The sequence below is a fragment of the Pedococcus sp. P2_E2 genome (assembly GCF_056403955.1).
In genome coordinates, this window is the sequence record NZ_JBFUEM010000013.1 from 1 (window position 1) to 23,714 (window position 23,714).

Annotated in this window: 20 protein-coding genes and 3 pseudogenes; 8 read left to right on the forward strand and 15 right to left on the reverse strand. The window is 66.8% G+C overall.

Going from position 1 to position 23,714, the window contains the following annotated elements:
- The 5 genes from AC1DWR_RS19400 to AC1DWR_RS19420 all read right to left on the reverse strand — a co-directional run.
- Positions 1-962, reverse strand: a 962-nt coding sequence (locus tag AC1DWR_RS19400) for an ABC transporter ATP-binding protein (RefSeq protein WP_477625000.1), incomplete at its 3' end; no start/stop codon positions are given.
- Complete coding sequence (locus tag AC1DWR_RS19405; protein ID WP_477616095.1) at positions 959-1,672, reverse strand: GntR family transcriptional regulator; 714 nt, start codon at positions 1,670-1,672, stop codon at positions 959-961. The genes AC1DWR_RS19405 and AC1DWR_RS19400, both read right to left, overlap by 4 nt.
- The gene (locus AC1DWR_RS19410) at positions 1,669-2,649 is read right to left on the reverse strand and encodes an ABC transporter permease (RefSeq protein WP_477625001.1); all 981 of its coding nucleotides are present in this window, start codon (positions 2,647-2,649) and stop codon (positions 1,669-1,671) included. Before AC1DWR_RS19410 ends, AC1DWR_RS19405 begins: the two co-directional genes overlap by 4 nt.
- Positions 2,642-3,583 (reverse strand): ABC transporter permease, encoded by a 942-nt coding sequence (locus AC1DWR_RS19415; protein WP_477625002.1) that lies wholly within the window; start codon positions 3,581-3,583, stop codon positions 2,642-2,644. The genes AC1DWR_RS19410 and AC1DWR_RS19415 overlap by 8 nt, the downstream gene beginning before the upstream one ends.
- A gap of 208 nt (positions 3,584-3,791) precedes the next feature.
- Positions 3,792-4,202, reverse strand: a complete 411-nt coding sequence (locus tag AC1DWR_RS19420) for a nuclear transport factor 2 family protein (RefSeq protein ID WP_477616061.1) — start codon at positions 4,200-4,202, stop codon at positions 3,792-3,794.
- Positions 4,203-4,729: 527 nt separating this feature from the next.
- Here AC1DWR_RS19420 and AC1DWR_RS19425 point away from each other — a divergent pair.
- Positions 4,730-5,818 carry a homoserine dehydrogenase gene (locus AC1DWR_RS19425; protein WP_477616062.1) on the forward strand — a complete coding sequence of 363 codons (1,089 nt, stop codon included), beginning with the start codon at positions 4,730-4,732 and terminating at the stop codon, positions 5,816-5,818.
- The gene (locus AC1DWR_RS19430) at positions 5,811-7,238 is read left to right on the forward strand and encodes an aldehyde dehydrogenase family protein (RefSeq protein WP_477616063.1); all 1,428 of its coding nucleotides are present in this window, start codon (positions 5,811-5,813) and stop codon (positions 7,236-7,238) included. The genes AC1DWR_RS19425 and AC1DWR_RS19430 overlap by 8 nt, the downstream gene beginning before the upstream one ends.
- Before the next feature lie 85 nt (positions 7,239-7,323).
- Here AC1DWR_RS19430 and AC1DWR_RS19435 read toward each other — a convergent pair whose 3' ends face one another.
- Both AC1DWR_RS19435 and AC1DWR_RS19440 read right to left on the reverse strand, forming a co-directional pair.
- Complete coding sequence (locus AC1DWR_RS19435) at positions 7,324-7,785, reverse strand: Lrp/AsnC family transcriptional regulator (RefSeq protein WP_477616064.1); 462 nt, start codon at positions 7,783-7,785, stop codon at positions 7,324-7,326.
- Positions 7,772-8,611: an HAD hydrolase-like protein gene (locus tag AC1DWR_RS19440; protein WP_477616065.1), complete on the reverse strand. Its 840-nt coding sequence runs from the start codon at positions 8,609-8,611 to the stop codon at positions 7,772-7,774. Before AC1DWR_RS19440 ends, AC1DWR_RS19435 begins: the two co-directional genes overlap by 14 nt.
- A 636-nt stretch (positions 8,612-9,247) precedes the next feature.
- Between AC1DWR_RS19440 and AC1DWR_RS19445 the strand changes: the two genes are divergently transcribed.
- On the forward strand, positions 9,248-10,768 hold the full coding sequence (locus tag AC1DWR_RS19445) for an NAD(P)/FAD-dependent oxidoreductase (RefSeq protein WP_477616066.1): 1,521 nt from the start codon (positions 9,248-9,250) through the stop codon (positions 10,766-10,768).
- 138 nt (positions 10,769-10,906) lie between these two features.
- The gene (locus AC1DWR_RS19450; protein ID WP_477625003.1) at positions 10,907-12,439 is read left to right on the forward strand and encodes an NAD-dependent succinate-semialdehyde dehydrogenase; all 1,533 of its coding nucleotides are present in this window, start codon (positions 10,907-10,909) and stop codon (positions 12,437-12,439) included.
- Between the two features lie 8 nt (positions 12,440-12,447).
- Here AC1DWR_RS19450 and AC1DWR_RS19455 read toward each other — a convergent pair whose 3' ends face one another.
- Positions 12,448-13,326, reverse strand: coding sequence for a LysR substrate-binding domain-containing protein (locus AC1DWR_RS19455; protein ID WP_477625004.1), 879 nt, complete (start codon positions 13,324-13,326; stop codon positions 12,448-12,450).
- A gap of 134 nt (positions 13,327-13,460) precedes the next feature.
- Here AC1DWR_RS19455 and AC1DWR_RS19460 point away from each other — a divergent pair, with 134 nt between their 5' ends.
- Genes AC1DWR_RS19460 through AC1DWR_RS19470 form a run of 3 tightly spaced genes read left to right on the forward strand, consistent with a single transcriptional unit; the run spans position 13,461 to position 16,342 of the window.
- Positions 13,461-14,654, forward strand: coding sequence for a four-carbon acid sugar kinase family protein (locus AC1DWR_RS19460; RefSeq protein ID WP_477616069.1), 1,194 nt, complete (start codon positions 13,461-13,463; stop codon positions 14,652-14,654).
- Positions 14,651-15,640, forward strand: a complete 990-nt coding sequence (gene pdxA / locus AC1DWR_RS19465) for a 4-hydroxythreonine-4-phosphate dehydrogenase PdxA (protein WP_477616070.1) — start codon at positions 14,651-14,653, stop codon at positions 15,638-15,640. The genes AC1DWR_RS19460 and pdxA overlap by 4 nt, the downstream gene beginning before the upstream one ends.
- 42 nt (positions 15,641-15,682) lie before the next feature.
- Positions 15,683-16,342: a HisA/HisF-related TIM barrel protein gene (locus AC1DWR_RS19470; protein WP_477616071.1), complete on the forward strand. Its 660-nt coding sequence runs from the start codon at positions 15,683-15,685 to the stop codon at positions 16,340-16,342.
- 46 nt (positions 16,343-16,388) lie between these two features.
- On the opposite strand, the pseudogene AC1DWR_RS19475 reads toward AC1DWR_RS19470, so the two are convergent.
- From AC1DWR_RS19475 to AC1DWR_RS19500, 6 genes and pseudogenes are all read right to left on the reverse strand, one after another.
- Positions 16,389-17,229 (reverse strand): annotated as a pseudogene (locus AC1DWR_RS19475) (integrase core domain-containing protein).
- Between the two features lie 407 nt (positions 17,230-17,636).
- Positions 17,637-18,716: an IS110 family RNA-guided transposase gene (locus AC1DWR_RS19480; RefSeq protein WP_477625005.1), complete on the reverse strand. Its 1,080-nt coding sequence runs from the start codon at positions 18,714-18,716 to the stop codon at positions 17,637-17,639.
- A 124-nt stretch (positions 18,717-18,840) separates the two neighbouring features.
- Positions 18,841-19,851 (reverse strand): annotated as a pseudogene (locus tag AC1DWR_RS19485) (IS481 family transposase).
- Positions 19,852-19,973: 122 nt separating this feature from the next.
- On the reverse strand, positions 19,974-20,708 hold the full coding sequence (locus AC1DWR_RS19490; protein WP_477616073.1) for an SDR family NAD(P)-dependent oxidoreductase: 735 nt from the start codon (positions 20,706-20,708) through the stop codon (positions 19,974-19,976).
- 69 nt (positions 20,709-20,777) lie between these two features.
- The gene (locus AC1DWR_RS19495; protein WP_477616074.1) at positions 20,778-21,884 is read right to left on the reverse strand and encodes an alanine racemase; all 1,107 of its coding nucleotides are present in this window, start codon (positions 21,882-21,884) and stop codon (positions 20,778-20,780) included.
- A 99-nt stretch (positions 21,885-21,983) separates the two neighbouring features.
- Positions 21,984-22,460, reverse strand: a complete 477-nt coding sequence (locus AC1DWR_RS19500; protein ID WP_477616075.1) for a RidA family protein — start codon at positions 22,458-22,460, stop codon at positions 21,984-21,986.
- Positions 22,461-22,699: 239 nt separating this feature from the next.
- Here AC1DWR_RS19500 and AC1DWR_RS19505 point away from each other — a divergent pair, with 239 nt between their 5' ends.
- Positions 22,700-23,200, forward strand: a complete 501-nt coding sequence (locus tag AC1DWR_RS19505) for an Lrp/AsnC family transcriptional regulator (RefSeq protein ID WP_477616076.1) — start codon at positions 22,700-22,702, stop codon at positions 23,198-23,200.
- A 124-nt stretch (positions 23,201-23,324) separates the two neighbouring features.
- On the opposite strand, the pseudogene AC1DWR_RS19510 reads toward AC1DWR_RS19505, so the two are convergent.
- Positions 23,325-23,714 (reverse strand): annotated as a pseudogene (locus AC1DWR_RS19510) (hypothetical protein); the annotation flags it as partial.

Consider the following 23,714-nt stretch of genomic DNA (forward strand, 5'->3'; position numbering starts at 1 on the left):
TCGGCGCCCTGACAGGTCTCACTGATCCCCAGCGCGGCCGCCTTCGCGCACCGCGGCAGGAACCGACAGCCGTGTCCCATCGCCCGCGCCTGAGCCACCGACCCGGGGATGGTGAACAGCTTGCCGCGCTCGGCCTGGAGCAGCGACGCCTTCAACAGCGCCTCGGTGTACGGGTGCTGCGGGTCGTCGAAGATGTCCGCTGTGGCACCCTCCTCGACTATCCGACCGGCATACATCACCGCGACCCTGTCCGCCATCGACGACACGATGCCCAGGTCATGGGTGATGAGCAGGATCGACAACCCCGACTCATCCCGCTTGCGCCTCAACAGGTCCAGGATCTGCGCCTGCACCGTCACATCCAGAGCCGTCGTGGGCTCGTCCGCGATCACGAGCTCCGGGTCCGCCGACAACGCCGCCGCGATCATCACCCGCTGCGCCATCCCACCGGACAGCTGATGAGCGAACGAAGACGCCCGCCGGGCCGGCTCCGGAATACCGACGTCGCGCAGCATGTCCACCACTCGCGCCTTCGCCTCCCGCCGACCCACTCCGCGGTGCCGGCGCAGCGCCTCGACGACCTGACCGCCCACCCGGGCCGTCGGGTCCAACATCACCTTCGGCTGCTGAAAGAGCATCGCCACCTTGCTGCCACGCACCTCGTCCCGCCGCTTGCCCGACATCGACAAGACATCCTCACCGTCCAGCACAGCGCTGCCCCCCACCACCTCAGCCCCCGGCGGAAGCAGACCCATCACGGTCAACGCGGTCAGGCTCTTGCCCGACCCCGACTCGCCCACCAACGCCACGATCTCCCCCCGGCGCACCGTCAGATCCATCCCTTCGATCGCCGGACCACCACCGACCTCGGGAAACTCCACCCGCAAGCCCCGGATCTCCAACAGGGTGGAGTTCGGGTCCGTCGTCGCCTTCGCCGTTGAAGGCTCGTCCGTGAGCTTCATCGCGTCTCCGCCTTCTTGTGGGGTCTCTCCCCGGCCGCCACGCGCTGCCGGTTCCTCAGGACGACGATCGCGTCGTCGAAGTGCTGCTTCAGGACGGCTAGCGCAGCCGTGGTGTTTCCCTCGCGGATCTCCCGAGCGATCCGGCGGTGCTCGTCGACAAGGTCCTCCCGGGCGTCGGCCGCTGTCAGCACGCCGAGACACAGCTGGGTTTCGGAGATGACGGTGCTGAACATTCGCTGCAGGCGCGGGCTGTCGCTCGATGCGACCAGGGCTGTGTGGAACTGGAGGTCGTAGGTGCCGACCCGCTCCCAGTCACCCGTCGCCACGGCGTCCGCCATCAGCTTGACGACCCCGTCCAGAGCATCAGCGGCCTCCACGGACCTCGAGGACGCGATGATGTGCTTGACGGCCGAGGACTCAAGGGCGTCGCGGACCAGGTAGATGTCCACCACGTCCTCGTCGCTCAGGATCGGAACGAAGACACCGCGATGGGGCTCACTACGGACCAGCCCCTCCTGGATCAGTCGTTGGAGGGCCTCCCTCACGGGGCCACGGCTGACCCCGAAGTTGGTGGCCAGCTCGACCTCGCTCAACTGGGCCCCCGGTTCGAGGGTTCCGTTGACGATGTTGGCTCGCAGCCAATCGGTGACCATTGAGGCATACGTGGCGCGCGGAAGCCGGTTCGGGATCGCTGTTGGCTCGGACGTCACTGTGCTTCTCCTTCTATCGGGGCACGTCGCACGGGTGATGCGACGCGAGCACCTGGCGCAGTAGCCCGCTTTCGGCGGGGTCTCTGCACGTCGAGGCCTTGTCCGATCATGGTCACGCTGAGTGCGGTGACGAAGATCGCCACGCCGGGAAGGATGCCGATCCAGGGAGCGGTCTCCATGTAGGGCTGCGCCTCCAGCAGCATGGCGCCCCAGTCTGAGTCCGGGGGCTGGACCCCCAGGCCGAGATAGGACAGGGCGCCGACGGTGATCAGCTTGTGTCCGAACCGGAGAAAGCTCATGGCAGTCACGGGCCGGATCGCGTTCGGGATGACGTGGCGGAACAGGATGTACCACTTCGGGGAACCAAGGATCTCGGCAGCCTCGACGTACTCCTTGGCGTTGATCTCCAAGGCCAAGCCACGCATGAGGCGAGCGAAGGGGGTCCAGCCGGTGACGGTCAGCGCAGCGATCAACGTGCCGTACCCGGTGCCCAGGACCGCGATCAGGAAGAGCGCGATGAGGACGTCGGGGAAACAGACCAGCACGTCCACGGTCCTCATCAGAACCTCGTCGACCCAGCCGCCCCGTCGTGCGGCGAAGGCTCCCAGGACGGTCCCTGCAACGGCGCAGATCACCAGGGTGATGGCTGCGATCGTGACGGAGAACCGGCCGCCCCACATCAGCCGCGAAAGCACGTCGCGACCGAGGTGGTCGGTACCCAGCCAGTGCTGCTGCGACGGGCCGGCCAGTGCGTGGCTCAGGTCTTGGACCGCGGGGTCGTGCGGTGCGATCCACGGCGTGAGCAGCAACACCCCCAGCACCAGCACCAGGAGCCCCGCACCGAGCTCGAACGTCCAGTGGCGCGTGCGCAGCCCCCTGATCGCCATACCGAAGATGTTGGGCCGCTGCGACGGTGGACCGGTCCGGCGCCACGGTTCGGGCTTGGTTGCCGGTGGGGTGGTGGTGAGACTAGGCATGGTTCACCCTGATCGCTGGATTGAGGATGCCGTAGAGCAGGTCGGTCAGCGTGGTCACGACGACCGCGATGGTGAGGATCCACATCATCCCGCCCTGGATCACCGGCACGTCGTTGTTGACCACGGAGGAGTAGAGCAGCCGACCCATTCCCGGGATGTTGAAGATCACCTCGATCACCACCGACCCTCCCAGCAGCCCGGCGAACCAGAACGAGAAGAGGGTCATCACCGGAAGCATGCTGTTGCGCAGCCCGTGACGGACCAGAGTCCGAGGGAAGCTCAGGCCGCGGCTGCGCGCGGCGGTGATGTACGGCGCGGCCAGGACCTCTGTCATGGCGGCACGCGAGACCTGGGTGAAGTAACCCATCGGCCGTAGCGCCAGCGCGACGGCCGGCATCACGATGTACGCCGCGCCGGACCAGCCGCCAGAGGGCAACCAGCCCAGGTAGCGGGCGAACACCAGCACCAACACCGGTGCCACCCAGTACTCSGGSGCCGAGACCGCGGTCTGGGAGGCGAACGTGGCCGCGTTGTCGATCCTGCCGCCCCGCTTGGTCGCCGCSGCGATTCCCAGCGGTAGSGCGATGACCAGCGCCAGGACCAGCGCCGCCAAGGCGAGGCTGATCGAGACYGACAASGCCGGCCCGACCAGGCTGCCCACCGGGACCCGACTCGTGTAGGAGTAGCCGAAGTCACCGGTCACGGCATGCCCCAACCAGTGCAGGTACTGCTCGTGGATCGGYCGGTCCAGGCCGAGCTCCCTGCTCAGGGCGTCAACCTGCGCCTGCGTGAGCGCCGGGTCGCTGACCCTTGCCTGCAGGATCTTCCGCGCCGGATCCCCTTCCCCGGCATAGGGAATGAGAAACGCCAGCACGGAGACGACCCCCAACGTGATCAGCAAGACCAACGTCCTGCGCACCAGGAACATCAGCATCCGAGACTCCAAGCGTGAACGAGCATGGCCAACCGGTTCCTTGCGCTAATTGACGTCGAGGAGGTAGCGGATCGGTCTCGAGGGCGGGGCCGGGGCCGCAGGAGTGACATCAACTCAAGTACCTCTTCCGGCCGAGTTTCACAGCCGACCGCGCGGGCGACTGCCCGCCAAAGGCGCGTCTGCGACGGCCAGCCAGCAGCCGCTCGGCTCAAGTCTGAACAGCCTTGCGGTAGGCGATCTTTGCGGCCACCATTCCGTCGCGAAACCGGTAGAAGTCGGCACCGTGCATCGTGACCCGGGGCCTCTCCGGACCGTCCTCGACGCTGGTCCACATCGCGAACCCGCACTCACCCACGACATGGGTCTCGCCGTACTCGTGCCGTGACCGGCCAGGCTGATTCACTCCCATGCTGAGCAACGCGTTCCGGATCTGCTCGTGGCCGACGTAGCGCTGGCCCCAGGCCTGCGGGCCGCGGGATGCCTCGTACACCCCATCTGGAGGGGTCATCGACAGGATCGCGTCGATGTCGCCGTCGGCCCACGCCAACTGGTAGCGGTTCAGCAGCTCCACCAGTTCGGGTGCTGCGGCGCTGTCGCCGCGTGTGTGCTGGTTGGTCACGCACTCCTCCTCAAGCCGAGCCCTAGCTCCGGCAGCTCGCTGGACGTTCGTCCTACGTCGCCGGCCGATCAGACACTAGGGTGTGGACTCGCGGTTTTGGCGTCAAGCATCATGGGGGCAATGTCAGACCATCTGCGGTGAGATCGCGACTGGAATGCACCTGGAAGTGCTCCGAAGCCTTGATCGGAGTCAAATCGTCCAATCTGCAAGCGTGTGAGATCGGGCGTGGCAGAGGCGTTCTTCAAGCGTGATCGCTGGCAGGACTCGGGCCCTTGCGGCGCCGTGAAACAACCCCCTTGCTCAGGCGGTCGTAGGTGCCCTGACCACCCGCCCCAGGTGGAGGCCCCGGGGCGGGCGTTCACCCGGCCGGGCTTGGCCGCAACCCGTGGAGATCGACAGATCGTCACCCAGAGGTGCAGTTCGACAGGCTCTGTGGCCGTTTCGCCATGGAGCAACTGACTGGCGGGAGGGTGAGAATTTCAAGCAGAGCCACCGTGCAGGTGGGCGCACTGCCAAGGAGTGATCACATGGAACGGTACGACCTTTCCCTCATCGGATTCGGCGGCGTCAACCGCGCGCTCACCGAGCTCATCGTTCAGCGCGGCGACGCCCTGTCCGCCGATCTAGGGTTCACCTTGCGCGTCGTCGCGATCACGGACCTGCGAGCCGGTTCGCTGGTCGACATCGATGGGATCGACCTTGTACCGCTGCTGTCCGCGGAGCCCGGTTCGTTGAGCTTCGCCGCCTTGGCCGGCGGAAGTGCCGATCCGCGCAACGAATGGGTGATCCGCCACGTGCCCGCGGACATCGTGGTCGAGGCGACGTACACGAACCCCACCGACGGTGAGCCCGCCCTTTCCCATGTGCGCTGGGCCCTCGAGTCGGGCAAGCACGTGTGCACCACCAACAAGGGGCCGGTCGCCCTCGCGGGCCGGGCCCTCAAGAGGTTGGCCGCCAAGCACGATGTCAGCTTCGAGTTCGAGGGCTCGGTGCTCAGCGGCACTCCCGTGCTGCGTACCGCCCAGCGCCTGCTCGGCGGACTTGAGATCACCGGCGTTCAGGGCATCATGAACGGCACGTCGAATTACATCCTCGGCCGAATGGAAGAACAGATCGATCTGCCAGCGGCCGTCGCGGAAGCTCAGGCATTGGGATATGCCGAAGCCGACCCCACCGCCGACATCGAGGGCTACGACGTCCAGCTCAAGGTCATGATTTTGGCGAACGAGGTCCTCGGCGCCGACCTTCGCCGCGAGGACGTCCCGTGCGAGGGCATTTCCGCGATCACACCGCTGGAAGTGCAGGACGCCGTGTCGAAGGGGCTGCACTGGAAACTCGTCGGCTCCGCCACCCGCCAAGAGGACGGCAGCATCGAGGCCCGTGTCGCTCCGCTCGCCCTGCCGGCGCACCACCCGCTCGCCGGGATCTCGGGCCCCGGCAACGCGGTCGCCTTCCACACCGACCTCCTCGGCACGGTCACGGTGTCCGGACCCGGCGCTGGCCGGATCGAGACCGCCTATGCCCTGCTGTCGGACATCATCGCCATCCACCAGCGCCACGCCGACGACGACACCGCACTCACACGCCCTGTTCTCCAGGAGACTTACGGTGTCTGAAACCATCGTTCCCCCAAGCATCGAACTCGGCACCGACACCGCGCCCGTGCGCAACCCCTACACCCGCGAGATCATCGCCTCGGTGCCAATCCTCCATGCCACCGCCATCGGCAGCATCCTGCAGCAGGCCAGGTGCGGGCGCCGTACCGCGTCTTCACTGTCCCGCGCCGCTAGGGCGTCCATCCTGGAAGGCGCCTCCCATCTGGTCGAGGGGCGCGCCGAGTCCTTCGCGCAGCTGATCGTCAGCGAGGCCGGCAAGACCATCACCCAGGCCCGCAAAGAGGTCGCCCGCGCTGTCAACACCCTCTCGCTGTCTGCTGCCGAGGCCCGGCGCAACGCTGGCGAGGTCATCCCCTTCGACTCGTATGAGGGCTCCGAGAAGCGGCAGGGCTGGTTCACCCGCGAACCGCTGGGCATCATCGCCGCCATCACACCGTTCAACGACCCACTCAATCTGGTCGCCCACAAGCTCGGCCCCGCCATCGCCGGCGGCAACGCCGTCATCCTCAAACCGTCCGCCCTGACGCCGCTATCGGCACTCCGGCTGGTCGACACCCTCATCGAGGCCGGCCTGCCAGAGGAAGTCGTCACGGTCGTCAACGGCAATGCCGATATCGCCGCCGCCATCGTCTCCGCCCCCGACGTGCGCATGGTGTCCTTCACCGGGGGATTCGCCACCGGCGAGGCGATCTCTCGCACAGCCGGCCTCAAGAAGCTCGCCATGGACCTCGGAGGCAACGCCCCGGTCATCGTCATGGATGATGCCGATCTCGACGAGGCGGTGAGCTCGTGTGTCTCTGGCGCGTTCTGGGCTGCGGGTCAGAACTGCATCGGTGCCCAGAGGATCCTCATCGCCCACGAGGTCTACGAGCGGTTCCGCGACGCCTTCGTCGGGCACACTGAGCTGCTGCGCGTCGGCGACCCGCTGGACGACCTCACCGATGTCGGCCCCATGATCACCCCCGAGGCCGCGCTCGCCACCCAGGCGAAGGTCAACGCCGCCGTGGAACAGGGCGCAACCCTACTGTGCGGCAACGACATCGAGGGCTCCCTCTACATGCCGGCGGTCCTGGAAGGCGTCCCGGCCACCAGCTCGATCTGGCAGGAGGAAGCGTTCGCCCCCGTTGTGGTTCTTCAGCCGGTCGAGTCCTTCCAAGACGCGATCGAGCAGGCCAACGCCATCGACTACAGCCTCCACGCGGGCATCTTCACCTCGAGTCTGGACCGCGCGTTGGCCGCGGCTCGATTGCTGGAGGCTGGTGGCGTGATGATCAACGACTCGTCCGACTACCGATTCGATGCGATGCCGTTCGGTGGGTTCAAGTACGGCAGCATGGGGCGCGAAGGCGTGCGCTTCGCCTTCGAGGACATGACGCAGCCAAAGGTGGTCTGCATCAATCAGTTCGGCAGGGCGTCATGAGGGTCTTCCGGAGCTCGAGGGGCTACATGTCACAGGGCCGCCTTTGCTGAGCATGAGCGAAAGCTGTATCGGCCGACTGCGGTGATCATTCCCGCACCGGTGAACTTCGCAGTCCTTGCCGACGATTGACCTCACTGAACAGGGTGAGCGCCGTGACCGTGTCCCGTACGCCGGGCATCTTGGCGATGTCCTCCCAGATGTCCCGTACGCGTTCTAGCGAGGCCGCCTCCAGCCGCACCATGATGTCGAAGTCGCCACTGAGGATCTCGCATATGACGACCTCGGGAATGCGTTTGAGCGCAGCCAGCACGTCCCTGCCTCGCATGCGGTCCTGCCGGTAGATGAGTACCAGTGCCGAGACGATATCGCCGGTGTCGTCACCAGCACGGACGATGGTGTATGCCGCGATGTGTCCTTGCCGCTCCAGCCGCCCGATACGCTGGCGCACGGCGTTGCGCGACAACAACACCTTGCTGGCCAGGTCCGCGTAGGAGATGCGGGCGTTCCGAGTCAGTTCGGCAATGAGCTTCTCGTCAATCGCATCCACAACGGACAGCTCCTTCGTAGTTGAGGCTTCCACTCAGGAGCTCGCGACGGCGGGGTACTCGTGATTCGCTCCAGGACAGCAGCAGGCCAGCCAGATGCTGGGGCGACTCAGCAGTCGCGAGTGCTTCGGCCGACTCCTCCGGCGTCCCATATCCCCACAACACGCGGATCGCCGGATAGCCTTCGGCAGCGGCGCTCAGCACGTCGTAGCCCCGGTCCCCCACCATCAGTGGCCGGGAGACGTCCACTCCCTGCTCGTGCATGCGACGCAGGCACTCCCTGATCACCTGACGCTTGGTGGAACGTCCTTCCACATCGGATGTGCCGCACACGGTCACCATCCGGGCGGCCAGACCGTAGTGCTCAGCGACACGAACAGCCTGGTCCTCAACCTTCGAAGTGGCCACCGCCATGGGCCAGCCAGCCGCCGCCACTTCCTCCAGCAGCTCCGGGACGCCGTCATACACGCTGCTGTCCAGGGCGCCGACCTCGGCGTAATGGCGCCGGTACGACCGCACAGCGCTCTCAGCCGCCGAGTCGTCGAGGCCGACGACCTCGCGAAATGTCTGGCGCATGGGCGGCCCGACGAAGCTTCGCAGAACGTCCACAGCGAGCACCGGGACGTTAATCTCCCTGAGCGCGGCAGTGACGCTGGTTGTGATGCCGGGCGCGGAGTCGACAAGAGTGCCGTCAAGGTCGAGGAGGAGGCAGGAGGGCCGCCATCTCGTGGTCCTGCCCTGCATACATCGCCCGGTGGTGCGATCAGGGGTAGTGACACGGACGGCCTCCGCCGCCTGGTTCTGGCCGTCGGCGGGAGCGGTGCTCATATAGGACTCCTACTCAGTAGCCAGTCTCGCTCCGATTACAGCCATAGGCACATCGAGGCTGTGACAGGTCCCGTGCGCGCTCCACCCACCAGTTCCAGGGTCGCCATCCCTGCAGGGTGCCCGGCAGCGTTGTTGGCCGAGGTTAGGCAGCGGCGAGGCCATCGTCCAGCCTTGTGGGGAAATCACGAGACGGGTCAGTTCCACAGGCCAGAGGTTCCATACGATAAAACGGGGATGCACGCATTGGACGCAATATGGTCCGGAGCGGAATCCATCCACTTCCCCGCGCCCCCTCCTGCGCGGGGGACCTCGGGCGACGCCCAGCCACCCTTGGACAATCTGAACTAGTAGTCCAAATTGGCCAGGCAAACAAATAGCCATAATGCGATTCAGTACACGGATGTCTGGACATTACCGCCAGATCTGGACACATTTTCACGAGGGGCCCTAGCGTGTCCTCATGTCAGACATCCGAGCGCGGATGCCGAACGCACCCGGGACGTCTGGAAGGAAAGAGTGTGACCGCAGCCTTGCCGAGCGCGCGATGACCTACTCAGCTCGATCTCACCACACCGCTTTCTAGTGGTCATGCCAAACACCTCGTAGGGTCGCAAATGCTGCCTTGATGACTCTCGCTTGACCACGATTTGGCTTCCCATCTCCCGCAATCCTTCCTTCAGCATCACCAACATCTATTTCGGAGAGACGATCGTCATGAAGCTCACGGCATACGCAAAGAACGGGCCGGATGGTGCGGCCGGCCCCCCACCAGCAGCGGACCGCCCGTGGTCCCGGAGCCTGTGGCTCGACGGGGTGGTCCAGGACCTGAAGCCGAGAGAGCAGCTTTCCGGCGACCACACGTGTGATGTCGCGATCGTCGGAGCCGGATTCGGAGGGCTGTGGACGGCGTACTATCTCAAGGCGGCGGACCCGTCCCTGCGGGTCACCGTGGTCGAGGCGGAGATCGCGGGATTCGGCGCCGCTGGTCGCAATGGCGGTTTCGTCTCGTCCGGTATCGCCGGCAGCGGCGCGCGGTACGCACGACGTAGCGGTTGGGACAGCGTCCTGCGAGCCGAGCGCGAGGTCCAGCACGGGGTCGACGAGATCGGTCGCGTCGTGTCGGCAGAAGGCATTGACTGCGGCTACAAGAAATCCGGGGCGCTCACGGTGGCGACCACAGAGCCGCAAGTGCAGCGTCTCCAGGCAAGGGTCGAGGCGAAGCACCGTTTCGGGCTCGGTCCCGAGGACATCAGGCTCCTCACCGCTGACGAGTGTGCCGACCTCGTCCGCGGGGCTGAGGGAGTTCTCGCCGGGACCTTCACGCCGCACTGCGCTCGCGTCGACCCCGCACGGCTGGCTCGCGGGCTGGCCTCGGCCTGCGAGCGCCTGGGCGTCAAGATCTACGAACAGAGTCCGGCAGAGCACCTGCGCCCCAAGGTGGTTCAGTGCAGGAACGGACGAGTCCTGGCTGACGTCGTGGTTCGAGCAACGGAGTCCTACACGATCCGCGAGCGGGGCGAGCGACGCAGCTTCCTGCCCCTCTACTCCTTGATGATCGCTACCGAACCCCTCCCGCAGCAGACCTGGGATGAGCTCGGGTGGCAGGAGGGTCTGGGGATCGGGGACGTGAGGCACCTCTACTACTACTCCCAGCGCACGGTCGACGGAAGGATCGCACTGGGCGGCCGAGGAGCGCCATATCGGCTGACCAACCCCATCTCCCCCGACAACGAGCAGGATGCGCAGGTCTACGAACGTCTGTGCGAAACCCTGCGTGAAGCGTTTCCGGCTGCGGCCCAGGCTCGGATCACCCATCACTGGGGCGGCTCCCTGGCGGTCCCCCGCGACTGGTGCATGCGAACCACCTTCGACCGCGAAACGGGGCTGGGATTCGTCGGTGCCTTCGGCGGTCACGGCGTGACCGCCGCCAACATCTCTGGCCGCACGATGCGCGACCTGATTCTGGGCCACACCACGGATCTGACATCTCTTCCGTGGGTCGGACACCACACCAGGAACTGGGAACCTGAGCCGCTGCGGTTCATCGCCTCGAGGCTCATCACGAAGACGCTCACGTCGTCTGACGCCTACGAAGAGCGCACTGGGAACCCGGCGAAGCGCGCATGGCTGGTCAAGCCCTTTCTCCCACCGAGCTAGCTGATGTCATTCCCGTTCGCTCGAGCGACTTCTCCGACGGGTCCGCCCCGGTGGCGTTCGCGGTGGACGAGGAACCCCAGATCCAGGCCCTCAACCGGTCCGCCACCCGTCGATGAACCCTGCGAGTTCGCCGACGCAATGGACCACTACCTCGCCAACGGGAGAAGCCCAGTGACCACCGATCTTCCTGCTCGACCGCATCCACAGCTCGCGGCAGCCAACCCGGACCTGGTCCGGGCCGCCCACAACGTGCTACGCACATTGGATCTGCCCACCGGGACAACCGGGTTAAAAGTGCGCAACCCCGCGAACGATCAGGTTCTGGCAAGCCTGCCGGACACCGCACCGGCAGAGGCGCTGGAGGCGGTCGCTCTGGCCGACGAAGCCGGCCGGGAGTGGGCTGCCATGACTCCTCGCGTGCGCGCCGACACCCTGCGCCGCTGGTATGAGCTCCTGACCACGCACGCAGAGCAGATCGCGCTCCTGATCACCCTTGAAATGGGCAAGTCGCTTGCTGAGGCGCGCGCCGAGGTGACTTACGGCAGCGACTTCGTCCGCTGGTACGCGGAGGAAGCGGTTCGACCGGGCGGCAATGTCCGGGAGGCTCCCACGGGTGGAGGCACCCTCCTGACACGCCGCGCCCCGGTTGGGCTGTCGGTGATCATCACCCCGTGGAACTTCCCGCTGGCGATGGCCACCCGCAAGATCGCACCAGCGTTGGCAGCCGGCTGTCCGGTGGTCATCAAGCCAGCCAACCTCACGCCACTGACGACCTATTACGCCGTCAGCCTGGCACTGGAGGCCGGAGTTCCCACGAACCTCATCAAGGTGATCAGCACCAGCGACCCGTCTGCCTTCAGCGAGACGGTGCTTCGGGACCCGCGCGTCCGCAAGATCTCCTTCACTGGATCGACCGGTGTCGGGAAAGTGCTCCTGCGCCTCGCCGCTGACAACGTGCTCCGGGCATCCATGGAGCTCGGTGGAAACGCACCACTCATCATCTTCGACGATGCCGATCTGGAGCGAGCCGTGAACGGCGCCTACGCGGCCAAGATGCGCAATAACGGCCAGTCGTGCATTGCGGCGAACCGCATCTACGTCCAAGACGGCATCGCCGAGGCGTTCATCGAAGGACTCACCGAGAAGATGTCTGACGTGGTCACTGGCGATGGACTGGCGGACAACGTCGCCCTCGGGCCGCTCATCGACGATCGCGCCGTCAAGGCCATGGAACGTCTCGTCGAAGATGCCGTCGTTCAAGGCGCAACCGTGCTCACCGGCGGGCGCCGCATCGAGGGCCCGGGTCACTTCTTCCCGGCGACGTTGATCGACCACGTATCGCCCAGCGCCGAGATCGCCAACACGGAGATCTTCGGTCCTGTTGCGGCGATCCAGCGCTTCAGCAGCCAGGCCGAGGTGGTGCAGCGGGCCAACGCGACCGAGTTCGGGCTCGCCGGCTATGTGTTCACCGAAAGTGTTGACCGAGCCCTCAACGTGGCCGACGCCCTGGAGACCGGACTCGTGGGCATCAACCAGGGCGTTCCCTCCAACGCAGCCGCTCCGTTTGGTGGGCTCAAGCACTCAGGTCTCGGTCGGGAGGGGAGCTCCGAAGGCCTCGAGGAGTACCAGGAGGTGCGGTTCTACAACCTTGCCCGACGGGACACCGCCTGAACCAGCGGTCAGGCCGGTTCGGGATCGTTCTCGAGCTGGCTCGTCTTGGCCCGCAGCCAAGCCGTCAACTGGCGGACGCGTCCGTCTTGCTCGGGTGATTGACGGCTGAGGAGGTAGTAGCTGCTGCGGTCGGGAACGAAACCGAAGGGTGCGACGAGGTGCCCTCGCTCCAGGTCGTCGCGGACGACGGCATACGGGGCGATTGCGACCCCGACGCCGGCCGAGGCGGCTTGGAGGGTCAGGTAGAAGTGCTCCAATGTCTGGTGGGAGGCGGGCTCTGCCTTCATGCCGGTGATACGTCGCCAGTCGTCCCACGCCTCCGGCCGTGTGTCGGTGTGCAGAAGGGCTACCTGTGATAGGCCGGCGGCGCCGGTCAGGCGGGTCGCGAGGTCCGGCCGACAGACGGGTCCGATCCGCTCGGCGAACAAGCGAGTCCGGCTCGCCTTCTCGGGGAATGTGAAGTCGTCTCGGCGGATCGCGAGGTCGATGTTGTCCCGGTCGAAGAAGACGGGGCCGCCGCCTGCTGACAGGTGAACGGCGACGTCTGGCACGTTCACGGCCAGATCCGGGAGCCGGGGAATAAGCCATCGCATCAGGAGTGTGGGCTCGCACGAGAGAGTGAGCGGCCCTGCGGGTGTTCGGTGTGAGATCTGCTGGGCTGCCGCATCGATCTGGTCGAGCGCGTCCCGGACGATGGCCGCCAGTTGGCGCGCCTGCGGCGTCGGGCGCAGGGCGCGTGTCTGTCGCTCGAACAGTGGTACTCCAAGGAATCGTTCCAGGTTCTGGACCTGTCGGCTGACCGCGCCGTGCGTGACATGCAGTTCCTGTGCCGCCGCCGTCATGCTCGCGTGGCGAACGGTCGCCTCGAATGGCAGCAGCGAGTTCAAAGGTGGAAGGGCAGACCATCGCATGCGTGAACTTTACTCACACGTCTTGTGCAAATGAATCGTTTGTCCTGCGCTTTCATCTGCACGAGTATTGATCTAGTCACAGAGCAGGCCGGCTACCGGAAAGGTGGGGCATGACATTACGCAACGTCGCGCCGCAGGGTATCGCCATCCTGGCCGATGACCTCACCAGCGCAGGGGACGGTGCCGCCCCCTTCCGTCAGCAAGGTCACGACGCCCGGATCCTGCTCAGCACCCCAGCACGCGTGGCGCAGGGCGCCGCGGGCGTGATCGCGGTTGACCTCGGGACCCGGGTGCTGGACCAGGAGGCCGCCGCGTCGCGTACCTGGCGCGCGGGCCGCCTATTCGCTGGGTCTGAGCTGCTCTTCAAAACGGTGGATTCCACCCTGCGCGGCCATGTCGCGGCGGAGGTCCGGGCCGCATGGTCGGGATCGCGGAGGCAGGCCGTCATCGTCGCGCCGGCCTTCCCCGCGGAGGGCAGAGCGACGGTGGCGGGAGTCCAGCACGTGCGGGGTGTACCGGTCGACGAGAGCGACTATGCCCGCGACCCGGTCCATCCCGTGCGTTGCTCGAACCTGACCACACTGTTCCCGGATGCCGTTCTCCGGGAGCCAGAACGGGCAGCCGAGCTGCCCACACTGATCGACAACGGTGACCTCATCGTCTACTCCGCGGCCGACGACGGCGACCTCGACCGCCTGGTGGCCGCGGTGCCACGACTCGACGACGTGTTGTGGGTCGGCTCCCCCGGTCTGGCGGCCGCCCTGGCCAGAAGGTGTGGCCGCGCCGCGCGCAGCAACGCCGCACTGCCCACCCCGGCCAGACGTACCCTGATCGTCGTCGGCAGCACCAACCCGGCGACCCGACGGCAGCTGGCCAAGCTGCACACCAGGATGGACGTCCAGGGCGTCACCGTCAGCGTCGATCCGGACGCGACCGTGGCGACGCTGCGAGGCCTGACAGCCCCCTTCCTCACCCTGCAGACACCCGATGAACGCCACACACCGCAGACCGCACAACTACTCGCCCTCTCTCAGGCAGCAGTCGTCCAGGCGCTGACCGAAGACCACACCGTCGACGCACTCATCATCACCGGGGGAGAAACCGCCACCACCGTGCTGCAGCCCCTCGGGGCCACCGGCATCGACCTACTGGACGAACCCGAACCGGGCGTCGTGCGCGGATCTCTGATCGGCCGCATCCCCCTTCCTGTGCTGATCAAGGCAGGCGGCTTCGGCGACGACGCCACGCTGCTGCGTCTCTGCCACCTCATCCGACATCCCCTCGACCAAGGAGAGCACGCATGACCCCGATCGCCATCACCATGGGCGACCCCTGCGGAATCGGCCCCGAGATCACCCTCAAGGCGTGCGCCGACTCCCGGCGCACCGTACCCGTCGTCGTCATCGGCGACCTGGACGTTCTCACCCGCGCGAACAAGGTCGCCGAGACCCAGCTCGCAATCCGCCCCATCTCATCGGTCGACCAGGCGACGTTCGTCCCCGGGACGGTGTATGTCCTTGCGCAGAACGGCCTTCCGGCCGGCCTGCCCTGGGGCACCCTCGACGCACGAGCCGGAGCGGCGTCCTTTCAGTACGTCCGCCGCGGTATCGAGCTGGCGATGGCCCACGAGATACGGGCTCTGGTGACCGCACCGATCAACAAGGAAGCACTGCGCATGGCCGGCGTCCCCTACCCCGGGCACACGGAGATCCTCGCCGACCTGTCGAGCACCACCGACTACGCGATGATGTTGGCCACCGAGGAGTTGCGGATCGTCTTGGTCACTGTGCACCAATCACTCCGCACCGCGATCGACGCCATCACCACGGACCGCGTACTCAACATCATCCGCCTCACCCACCGCACGCTCCAGGGCAGCGGCCTGCCCGCCCCCCGCATCGCCGTCGCCGGCCTCAACCCCCACGCAGGGGAGAACGGCCTGTTCGGCCGCGAGGACCTGGACATCATCACCCCAGCGATCCAAGCCGCGCAAGACGAAGGCATCCAGGCCAGCGGACCCTGGCCCGCCGACACCGTCTTCATGCGAGCCCGCGCCGGAGCCTTCGACGTCGTGATCGCCCAGTACCACGACCAGGGCCTCATCCCCGTGAAGTATCTGGGGATCGAACACGGCGTCAACATCACCATCGGCCTGCCGTTCGTCCGCACCAGCGTCGACCACGGCACCGCCTTCGACATCGCCGGTCTCGGCACGGCCGACCACACCAGCTTGCTCGCCGCCCTGACCCAGGCCGAACGCCTGTCTTCAGGGGTACCGCACCGTCCCTGACCCACCGACTCACATCACCCCGGAACAGAAAGCCGAAGGACCATGGACTTCATCTTCATGCTCACCCGCGACGACCGCACCGTCACCGACTGCCTTGAGGTCCTCGACACCATCGAGGACCTCGGCATCACCCACATCGGCTTCAAAGACATCGGTGTCGACCCCGACACCCTCGGCCAGCTCCACACCCGCATCAAGGACATGGGCGCCACCACCTACCTCGAAGTCGTCAGCACCCACCGGGACCAGGCACTTGCCTCAGTCCGGACCGCCACCGATCTCGGCGTCGACTGGCTCATGGGCGGCACCTGGATCGAGGAGACCCTCGATCTCCTGCACGGCACCTCCATCGGCTACCTGCCCTTTCCCGGTGAACCCCTCGGGCACCCGACGCGCCTTGCCGGCAACCCGGACCGCATCGCGGATGACTGCCGACGAGCGGAGGCCGCCGGCTGCGCCGGCGTCGACCTCCTCGCCTACCGCGCCACCGATGCCGACCCTCTCGACCTCGTCCGCGCCGCCCGCGCGGCAACCGCCGGCCGCCTGGTCGTCGCCGGTTCCATCACCAGGACCGACCAGATACAGGCGCTCGCATCAGCCGGGGTCGACGCCTTCACCATCGGATCCGCCGCTTTCGACGGTTCGCTGCAGCCCCAGGCCGGCACCCTCCGATCCCAACTGGCGCCCGTGGTGGGTCTGTAGCGAGACCGCCCCTGGGACCCAGGAAATGCCTAGATATACCGAGTCATCAGGTGAGTAGCAGGCGGCTGACGTGTGGGAGTCCTGCGAGTGCGCGGTGGCGCCGGTGAGTGTTGTACTGCTCGATCCAGGGCGCAAGGGCGGCAGGGCGGGCGGTGCTGCTGGTGAAGACATGTCGGTAGGCCCACTCGGTTTGAAGGGTGCGTTGAGTCGTTCGATGTTGCCGTTTTGCCAGGGCAATAAGGTCGGATGAATACCTGACGGATGCCGTGTCGGGCGCACGTTTCGCGTAGCGAGTACCGGTAGGCCCAGGCGTTGTCGGTCATCAGCCGCTCGATCCGGTGACGCCGTGCTCGGCGAAGCAGCTGATCGCCCGGTCGAGAAACCCCGCACAGGTCGAGCCCTTCTCGTCGGGCAGGACCTCGGAGTAGGCCAGGCGGGAGTGATCGTCGACCTGGAAGTGCAGCTCGCCGGGTCGAGCTCCGTTGTTCCGGACCGCGGTGACCTCGCTGGCCCGGATGGTCTCACCGGTGATCGGATCCGGCGCCGCCCGCCTGGGCCTTCCGCGGCGGGACAGGACCCGAGAGACGGTGCGGGCCGGGACGCCCAGCTCGGCACCGATCCACTCCGGACCCGACGCTCACGCCGTCGCAATTAGATGACCCGTGCCTCGATCTCCTGCGGTGTCCTGGTCGGACTCCGGTCCGGGCGTGAGGACCTGTCGGGCAGACCCGCCTTGCCCTCGGCGCTGAATGGGTCGATCCAGGTGCGTACGCATTTGCGTGAGACCCCGACGCTGAAGCGATTGGGCATTGGGCCAGCCGGCTTTGGTGCCGCTGCACGCTCAGCAGTCCGCCATGGGCGGTCAGGCACGCATTACCGTGGGACACGAGAACCTCCGAGCGAGTGTGGGCCTTAGACAAGCCACACCTCACTCGGAGGTTCTCCTCACGTCAACGGGTCAGGACCGACACCAACATCATGGCCGGGTACACCTGATATGGAGTGACTTCCTGTCAAGAGCGCAGGTCGAGGCGCCGTCCGGAATGACTCCGGGCGGCGCCTCTGTGCTCGGCTCCGGGGGGCTGTGCTGGCGTGCGTGTCAGTGCGACGCGCGGTCAGGCTGATATGCGCGGGTTGGGTACCGCAGGACGGTGCTGTTCGGCTGGAGCGGGTCCGCATGTCTAGCGTCGAGCGTCACAACTGGGATCGTGGATCCTGTTGCGGCTCATAGGTGTTCCGCGGATCACTCCACGCGCTGCCGTCAGCGGGGGCCGGGAAGTCGAGCGGCCTGTGGTCAGTCCATGACGGCCAAGGACCAGCACCAGCCGGCCAGCTCGCGGGCGATGGCGACGTTGGCGACCACGGGCCGCTTGCCGCGCGCGTTGAACCGGACCCACCGGGCGTGCAGCCGCCGGTTCCCGGCATCGCCTCGGGCCCGTGCAGCGGCGGGGGCCAGGTCCCACCGGTCCCGCATCGTCTTGCCGACGACGTACCGCTGCTGGTGGTGCCACGCGGCTTCGACGAGCAGCCGACGGGCGTGCCCGTTGCCGGTCTTGGTGATCCCGCCCTGAACCCGAGAGGCCCCCGAGGAGTGCTCGCACGGCACCAGCCCGACGTAGGACCCAATCGAGGGCCCGGTGAAGCGGTGCCAGTCACCGATCTCGACCGCCAGGGCGAACCCGGTCAGGGTCGAGACGCCGCGCAGGCAACCAAGCCGGTACACGACCGCGGTGAACTCCGACTCGGCCGCCATCGCGGTGATCGCCGCATCGAGCCGGTCCCGGCGGGCAAGGACCGTCAGGACCGCGTCATAGTCGGAGTCGAACGCCAACCGCCCGGCCGAGGTGGGCAGCTGCTGCTGACGCAACCAGGCGTCGTGACGGCCCGTCCACGCCTGGCCACCGGCGTACACGATCCCGTGCCGCAGCAACAGCTTGGACACCCGGTGCCGGGCCCGCATCAAGTCACCGCGACAGTCCTCCCGGGCGCGAACAAGGTCCCGAGCCGCCTCCTGATCGACGCTCGGGACCGTCACCGACGTCACCTCGTCCAGACGCAAGAGCCGGGCCAAGTGCAGCGCGTCGCGCTTGTCGGTCTTGACTCGATCCCCGCTCGGTCGCTGCAGCTTGCTCGGCGCCGCCACCTCACACCGCACCCCTGCCAAGGTCAACGCCCGGTACAGCCCGAACCCCGTCGGGCCTGCCTCGTACGTGGCCGCGACCGGCCCGGGCAAGCCCCGCACCCACCGCAGGACATCGCCGTGGTCCGGGGTCAGCCGGGCCTTAAAGACCTCACCGGTGACGCCGTCGATCGCCGCGGCGACGACCGATCGTGCGTGCACATCCAGTCCCACACTCGTACGCTCGATGAACACCGGGGCCTCCCACACATGTCGGATAGGCCGAGCAGGTAGCCCCTACTCGGTAACCCACGAATCTGTGTGAGTGGGGCCCCGGCCCGCAACCACCCAGCAAACCCGAGCAGTCACTCCATACCGTCTAGATGTGATGTCCAGCCAGGTTGTCCAACCTGGTGATGGGTGCAACCTTGCCGATCGCTGAGTGGGGCCGGTGGTGGTTGTACTCGTGGAGCCATGCTGGCAGGACGGCGAGCCGATCGGCTTCGGAGGGATAGAACTTCTTGAAGGCCCATCCGTCGGCCAGGGTGCGGTGGCAGCGCTCGATCTTGCCGTTGGTCTGTGGTTGGTAGGGGCGGGTGCGCTTGGGTGTGATGCCAAGTTCGAGGCAGGTGTCACGCCATAGGTACGAACGGTAGGCGCCGCCGTTGTCGGACAACACTTGGCGGACCGTGACGCCGCGTTCGGCGAACCAGGCAACCGCGTTGCGCAGCACCAGCGCGGCGGTCTCCTTGGTCTCGTTCTCGTGGGCTTCGACGTAGGCGACGCGGGAGTGGTCGTCGATCACGGTGTGCAGGTAGCAGGTCCCGATCAGAGGCTGGTGGTACGCGCTCTTGGGTGCGCCGGTGCGGGCCGACGTCGTGGCACGGTTCCTGCCGCCCTGCTGGCGACCGACCTACCTCCAGCCGCCGCCGTCGGGGACCCTGCCCAGCTTCTTGACGTCCACGTGGAGCAGGTCCCCGGGCTGGTCGTGCTCATACCGGCGGATCCGCTCACCGGTGACCCGGTCGAGGTAGGTGAGCCGGTTGAGCCGGCACCGCACCAGGACCGCGTGCCCCGTCGAGGCCTGGATCCCGAGCTGGTCGGCGATGGCGACCGGACCCAGCCGGTGCCGCAGCCGCAACGCCACGATCCTGCGGACCACCGCGGCAGGGGTCCGGCCGGCCTGCCGGTGCGGCGCCGAGGAACGGTCAACCATCCCTGCCGGACCTTCGTCGCGGTACCTGGCCGCCCACTTGGCTGCGGTCTTCCACGACACGTCGTACCGTTCGGCGGCCCGCGCCGGCGGCCAGCCGTGGTCGATGATCAAGCGCGCCAGCCGCAACCGGGCCCGTGGAGTCAGGGCTGCGTTCGAGTGGGTAGCGTGGGACACGAAGACCTCCTGGGTGAAGCGGTTTCTTAGACAGCTCCACTTCACACGGGGAGGTCTTCACCCATCCACAGCCTCAAACCGTGTCGTCACACAAACTCGACCAACGTGCCTGGACATCACACCTAGAAGGCGGTGTACCCGCCGTCGACGGGGAGGACCGCTCCGGTGATATACGACGACTCCGACGACGCCAGGAAGAGGATGGCGTCGGCCACCTCCTCAGGGGTGGCGAGGCGTTGCAGCGGCATCTGGGACTCCCGCTGGCGGCGGTACGCCTCGGGGTCGGGCCGGCGCTGGATCGATGCCTCGATGATCGGGGTGGTGGTCAGGCCGGGCGCGACGACGTTGACGCGGATGTTGCGCGGAGCCCACTCGATCGCCGCACCTTTGGCGAGCATGATCAGGCCGCCCTTGGCCGCTGAGTACAGCACTTGATCCGGGATGCCGACGATGCCGAGCCGCGAGCTCACGCACACGATCGAGCCACCGGTTGCGGGCATCAGCGGCGCGAAGTGCTTCATCACCAGGAACGAGCTGAGCAGGTTGCTGTGGAGCACATTCCTCGCGTCCTCATACGCCATGTCGGTGAGCGGGCTGCTGGCCTGCAGGCCGTGGTTGAGGACGACCACGTCGACCGACCCGAAGGACTCCGCGGCCTGCGCCGCCAGGCCTGCGACGAACGCCTCGTCGTTGAGGTCCCCGGGCAGGTACACGTCGTCGGGCTGGGCGCTGTCCAGCTGCTCGCGGCGGCCGGTCAGCATCAGCCGCGCGCCCTCGCGGCGGAAGTGGGAGCTCACCGCCTCGCCGATCCCGCTGCTAGCGCCGGTGACCAGCGCGGTCACCTTCTCGAGTCTCATCTCGGCTTCTCCTGGAGGTTCTGGGGGATGGGATTGGGTGTGGGCGTTGGGGGCAGGCTTCGTGGACGGTCAGCTGAGGAGCCCGCGTGCGGCGACCGGCCACCGCTCCAGCATCGTGCCCTCGGTGTCGGTGACGAGGAGCTCCTCGAAGCTAGCCACGACCGGGCACACGTGGTTGGGCACTACGGGGACCACGGTGCCGACGCTCGGACGCGACTCGCCACCGGGCACTGCAACGAATCCGTGGTACTCGTTGAGCTTCGCCAGGACCGCCTTCTTCCCGGCGATCCCGCCGTACCCGATCTCGGGGGTGCCCTCCCGGCCCAGGGCCTTGGTTCCGACGTCGAGGATCACCTGGTCGGGGACCCAGTCGCTGACCACGGTGGCTGCGACGAACAGCGCGATCTGGTCCTCCTCGCACGCTCCGAGCCTCGTGTTGCCCAGGTCGCAGAAGACGTACTCACCGGGACGGATCTCGGTGATCGGGCTGCCGGTCGAGTACGCGAAGGTAGGCGTAGAGCCGGCGCTGACCACGTCGGCCGTGATGCCGACGGTGTCGAGGCTGCGCACCGCGGCCGTCAGCGCGGCTTCCTGGTCCTGCGCCGCAGGCTCACGAGAACCAGGACCGGCGCTGCCGTGTCCCGGGTAGGTGTAGACCCCGGCCGGCACCAGTCCACGGTTGCGGGCGGCACGTGCGAGGCTGCCCGCGGCCTCAGGGGGAGCTCCGGAGCGGTGAGCGCCGCAGTCGACTTCGACCACCACCTGGAGCCGGTCCGGCTCCTCGCCCATTGCGTCGGCGAGAGCGTCGATCGCGGCCAGGTTGTCCACCCCCACCCGCATCCGGGTGGTCTCTGCGAGTCTCCGGATCCGCGGTCCCTTCGTGCCCGACGGCCATACCGGGTAGGCGAGAAAGATGTCTTCGAACCCGGCGCCGGCGAAGACCTCGGCCTCACCGACGTTGCCTGCAGTGATCCCCACTGCTCCCGCTTCGAGTTGGCGCCGACCGACCTCGATGCACTTGTGCGTCTTGACATGAGGCCTGACGTCGAGGTCATGCTCGGCGGCGAAGCCCTGCATGCGGTCGATGTTGCGCTGCATCACGTCGGCAAGCACGATCGGCATGGGGGTGTCCACCCGGTCGCGCAGGCCGTCGAGTACTCGTTGAAGCTGGTGCACATTCTCTCCTTAGAACAGTCGGAAGGGCTCGATTCGACTGACGGGGCGCCCGGTTCTTCTGACTGTGGAACGAGGCCGGCGCGCCTCTGTCGGGCAGTCCTATGCCGCCGTGCAGACCATCTGGATCTCGACCGGGCTGTTCAGCGGCAAGCTGGCGACTCCGATGGCGGTGCGCGCGTGCCGCCCGTTCTCGCCCAGCACCTCCAGAAGCAGATCACTGGCGGCGTCGGCGACGCGCGACTGCTCACCGAGCTCCGGCGTGCTGGCCACGAAGACCAGCATCTGCACGATCCGTACCCGGTCCAGGCCGCCAACCGCGTCAGCTGCAACAGCGAGCGCGTTGAGCGCGGCCTGGCGCGCGAGCACCCGGGCGGTCTCCACCTCGACGTCCCGGCCCACGATGCCCTGGCCCAGCAGCCAATCGTCCTTGTACGGCAGCTGGCCGGCGATGTAGATGCTGGCGTCCAACTTGCGGTGGTTCACGTACTTCGTGTTATCACGGGCAGCGGGCAGGTCCAGGCCGAGGGCCTGGAGCCGCTCCGTGGCAGAACCGCGCTCGGTGTGAATCTCAGTCATCTGTTCCAGATCTCCTCGTCAACTGCGACGTCTGACCTGGTGACGTTAGGACGGCCTCTGAATCAAAGTCCAGATCGGGCCCAGAATGCCAGGCATTCGTACTCCGTACACACTCCTGCATAGATATTCGTACGAGCAGCGCCTCCGAAAATACGCTGATCGTCCAACCTCGTGTTAGACTGCTACGGAACGTCGGCGGCACGCTCAACATCAGCGCACGACTCGGCACGAGGTGGACCATGGCGCAACGACAGAACGCTGGACCAGCAGACCAGTCGATCGACGACATCGACCTCGCCCTGCTGCACGCGCTCCAGGAAGACGCACGCGCACCGATCGGCGCGTTGAGCAAGGCCGCCGCGGTCTCCCGTGCCACGGCATACGCTCGGCTGTCCCGGCTGCGGGAGGAGGGAATCATTGAGTCCCTGACCGTCACGGTCAACCCAAAGCGCGTCGGACTCACCGTCACCGCCATAGTCATGCTCCGGTCCACGACCGACGTCTGGAAGCCGTGGGCGGACCTGATGCCGATAATCAAGGAGATGCCCGAGGTTGAGTACGCGGCGGACATCGCCGGGGAGTTCGACATCATGCTGCTCGTGCGGCTGCGGGACGTCGAACACCTACAACGCTTCATCACTGACGAGCTGCGACCGCGTATCCCCGGCATTGCCGGTGTCCGCACATTCCTGGTGCTCAACGAAGTTCCCGAACGCACGCTCGTGCTGCCCACAAGGTAACCACCAGCAGGCCCCTGGGGCGATGCCGACGAAGCGGAGCGACCACAGAACCACGATGCCGGGTCACGGCATACGACGTGGGCTTTGGCATCGACGGACCCCCGGTTGGTGCCACGCGAGCAGTTCACCTCAGCTGCACGGCGGGAGAGTTTGGAAGCAAAGGTGCGGCAAGGGAATCACGCAGTTCGTTGTTGACGATGTCGAGCTTTTCGGCGGCGTTGAGGGCGACCGCACCGACGAGACGGCCTCGACGACGCATGGCCACCACGGCCTCGCCCGCCTCGACCGAGCCCCAGACGACCTCGCTGGAGTCCGCCTTGGACGGGAAGCCGATCCCGCGGATGGCGGCGCGGTGGATGGTGGTTCCGAACACGGGAGGCTCGGTCTGGGCATGTCCCTTCGCGGGGCCCAGTAGCAGGTTGGTCGCCGCGACGGAGGCTTGGTGTCGAGCGCTGGCCCAGTGCTCCACTCGCACTGCTTCGCCGTCCAGAAGAGGTTGCGGGGCGCGGGCGAC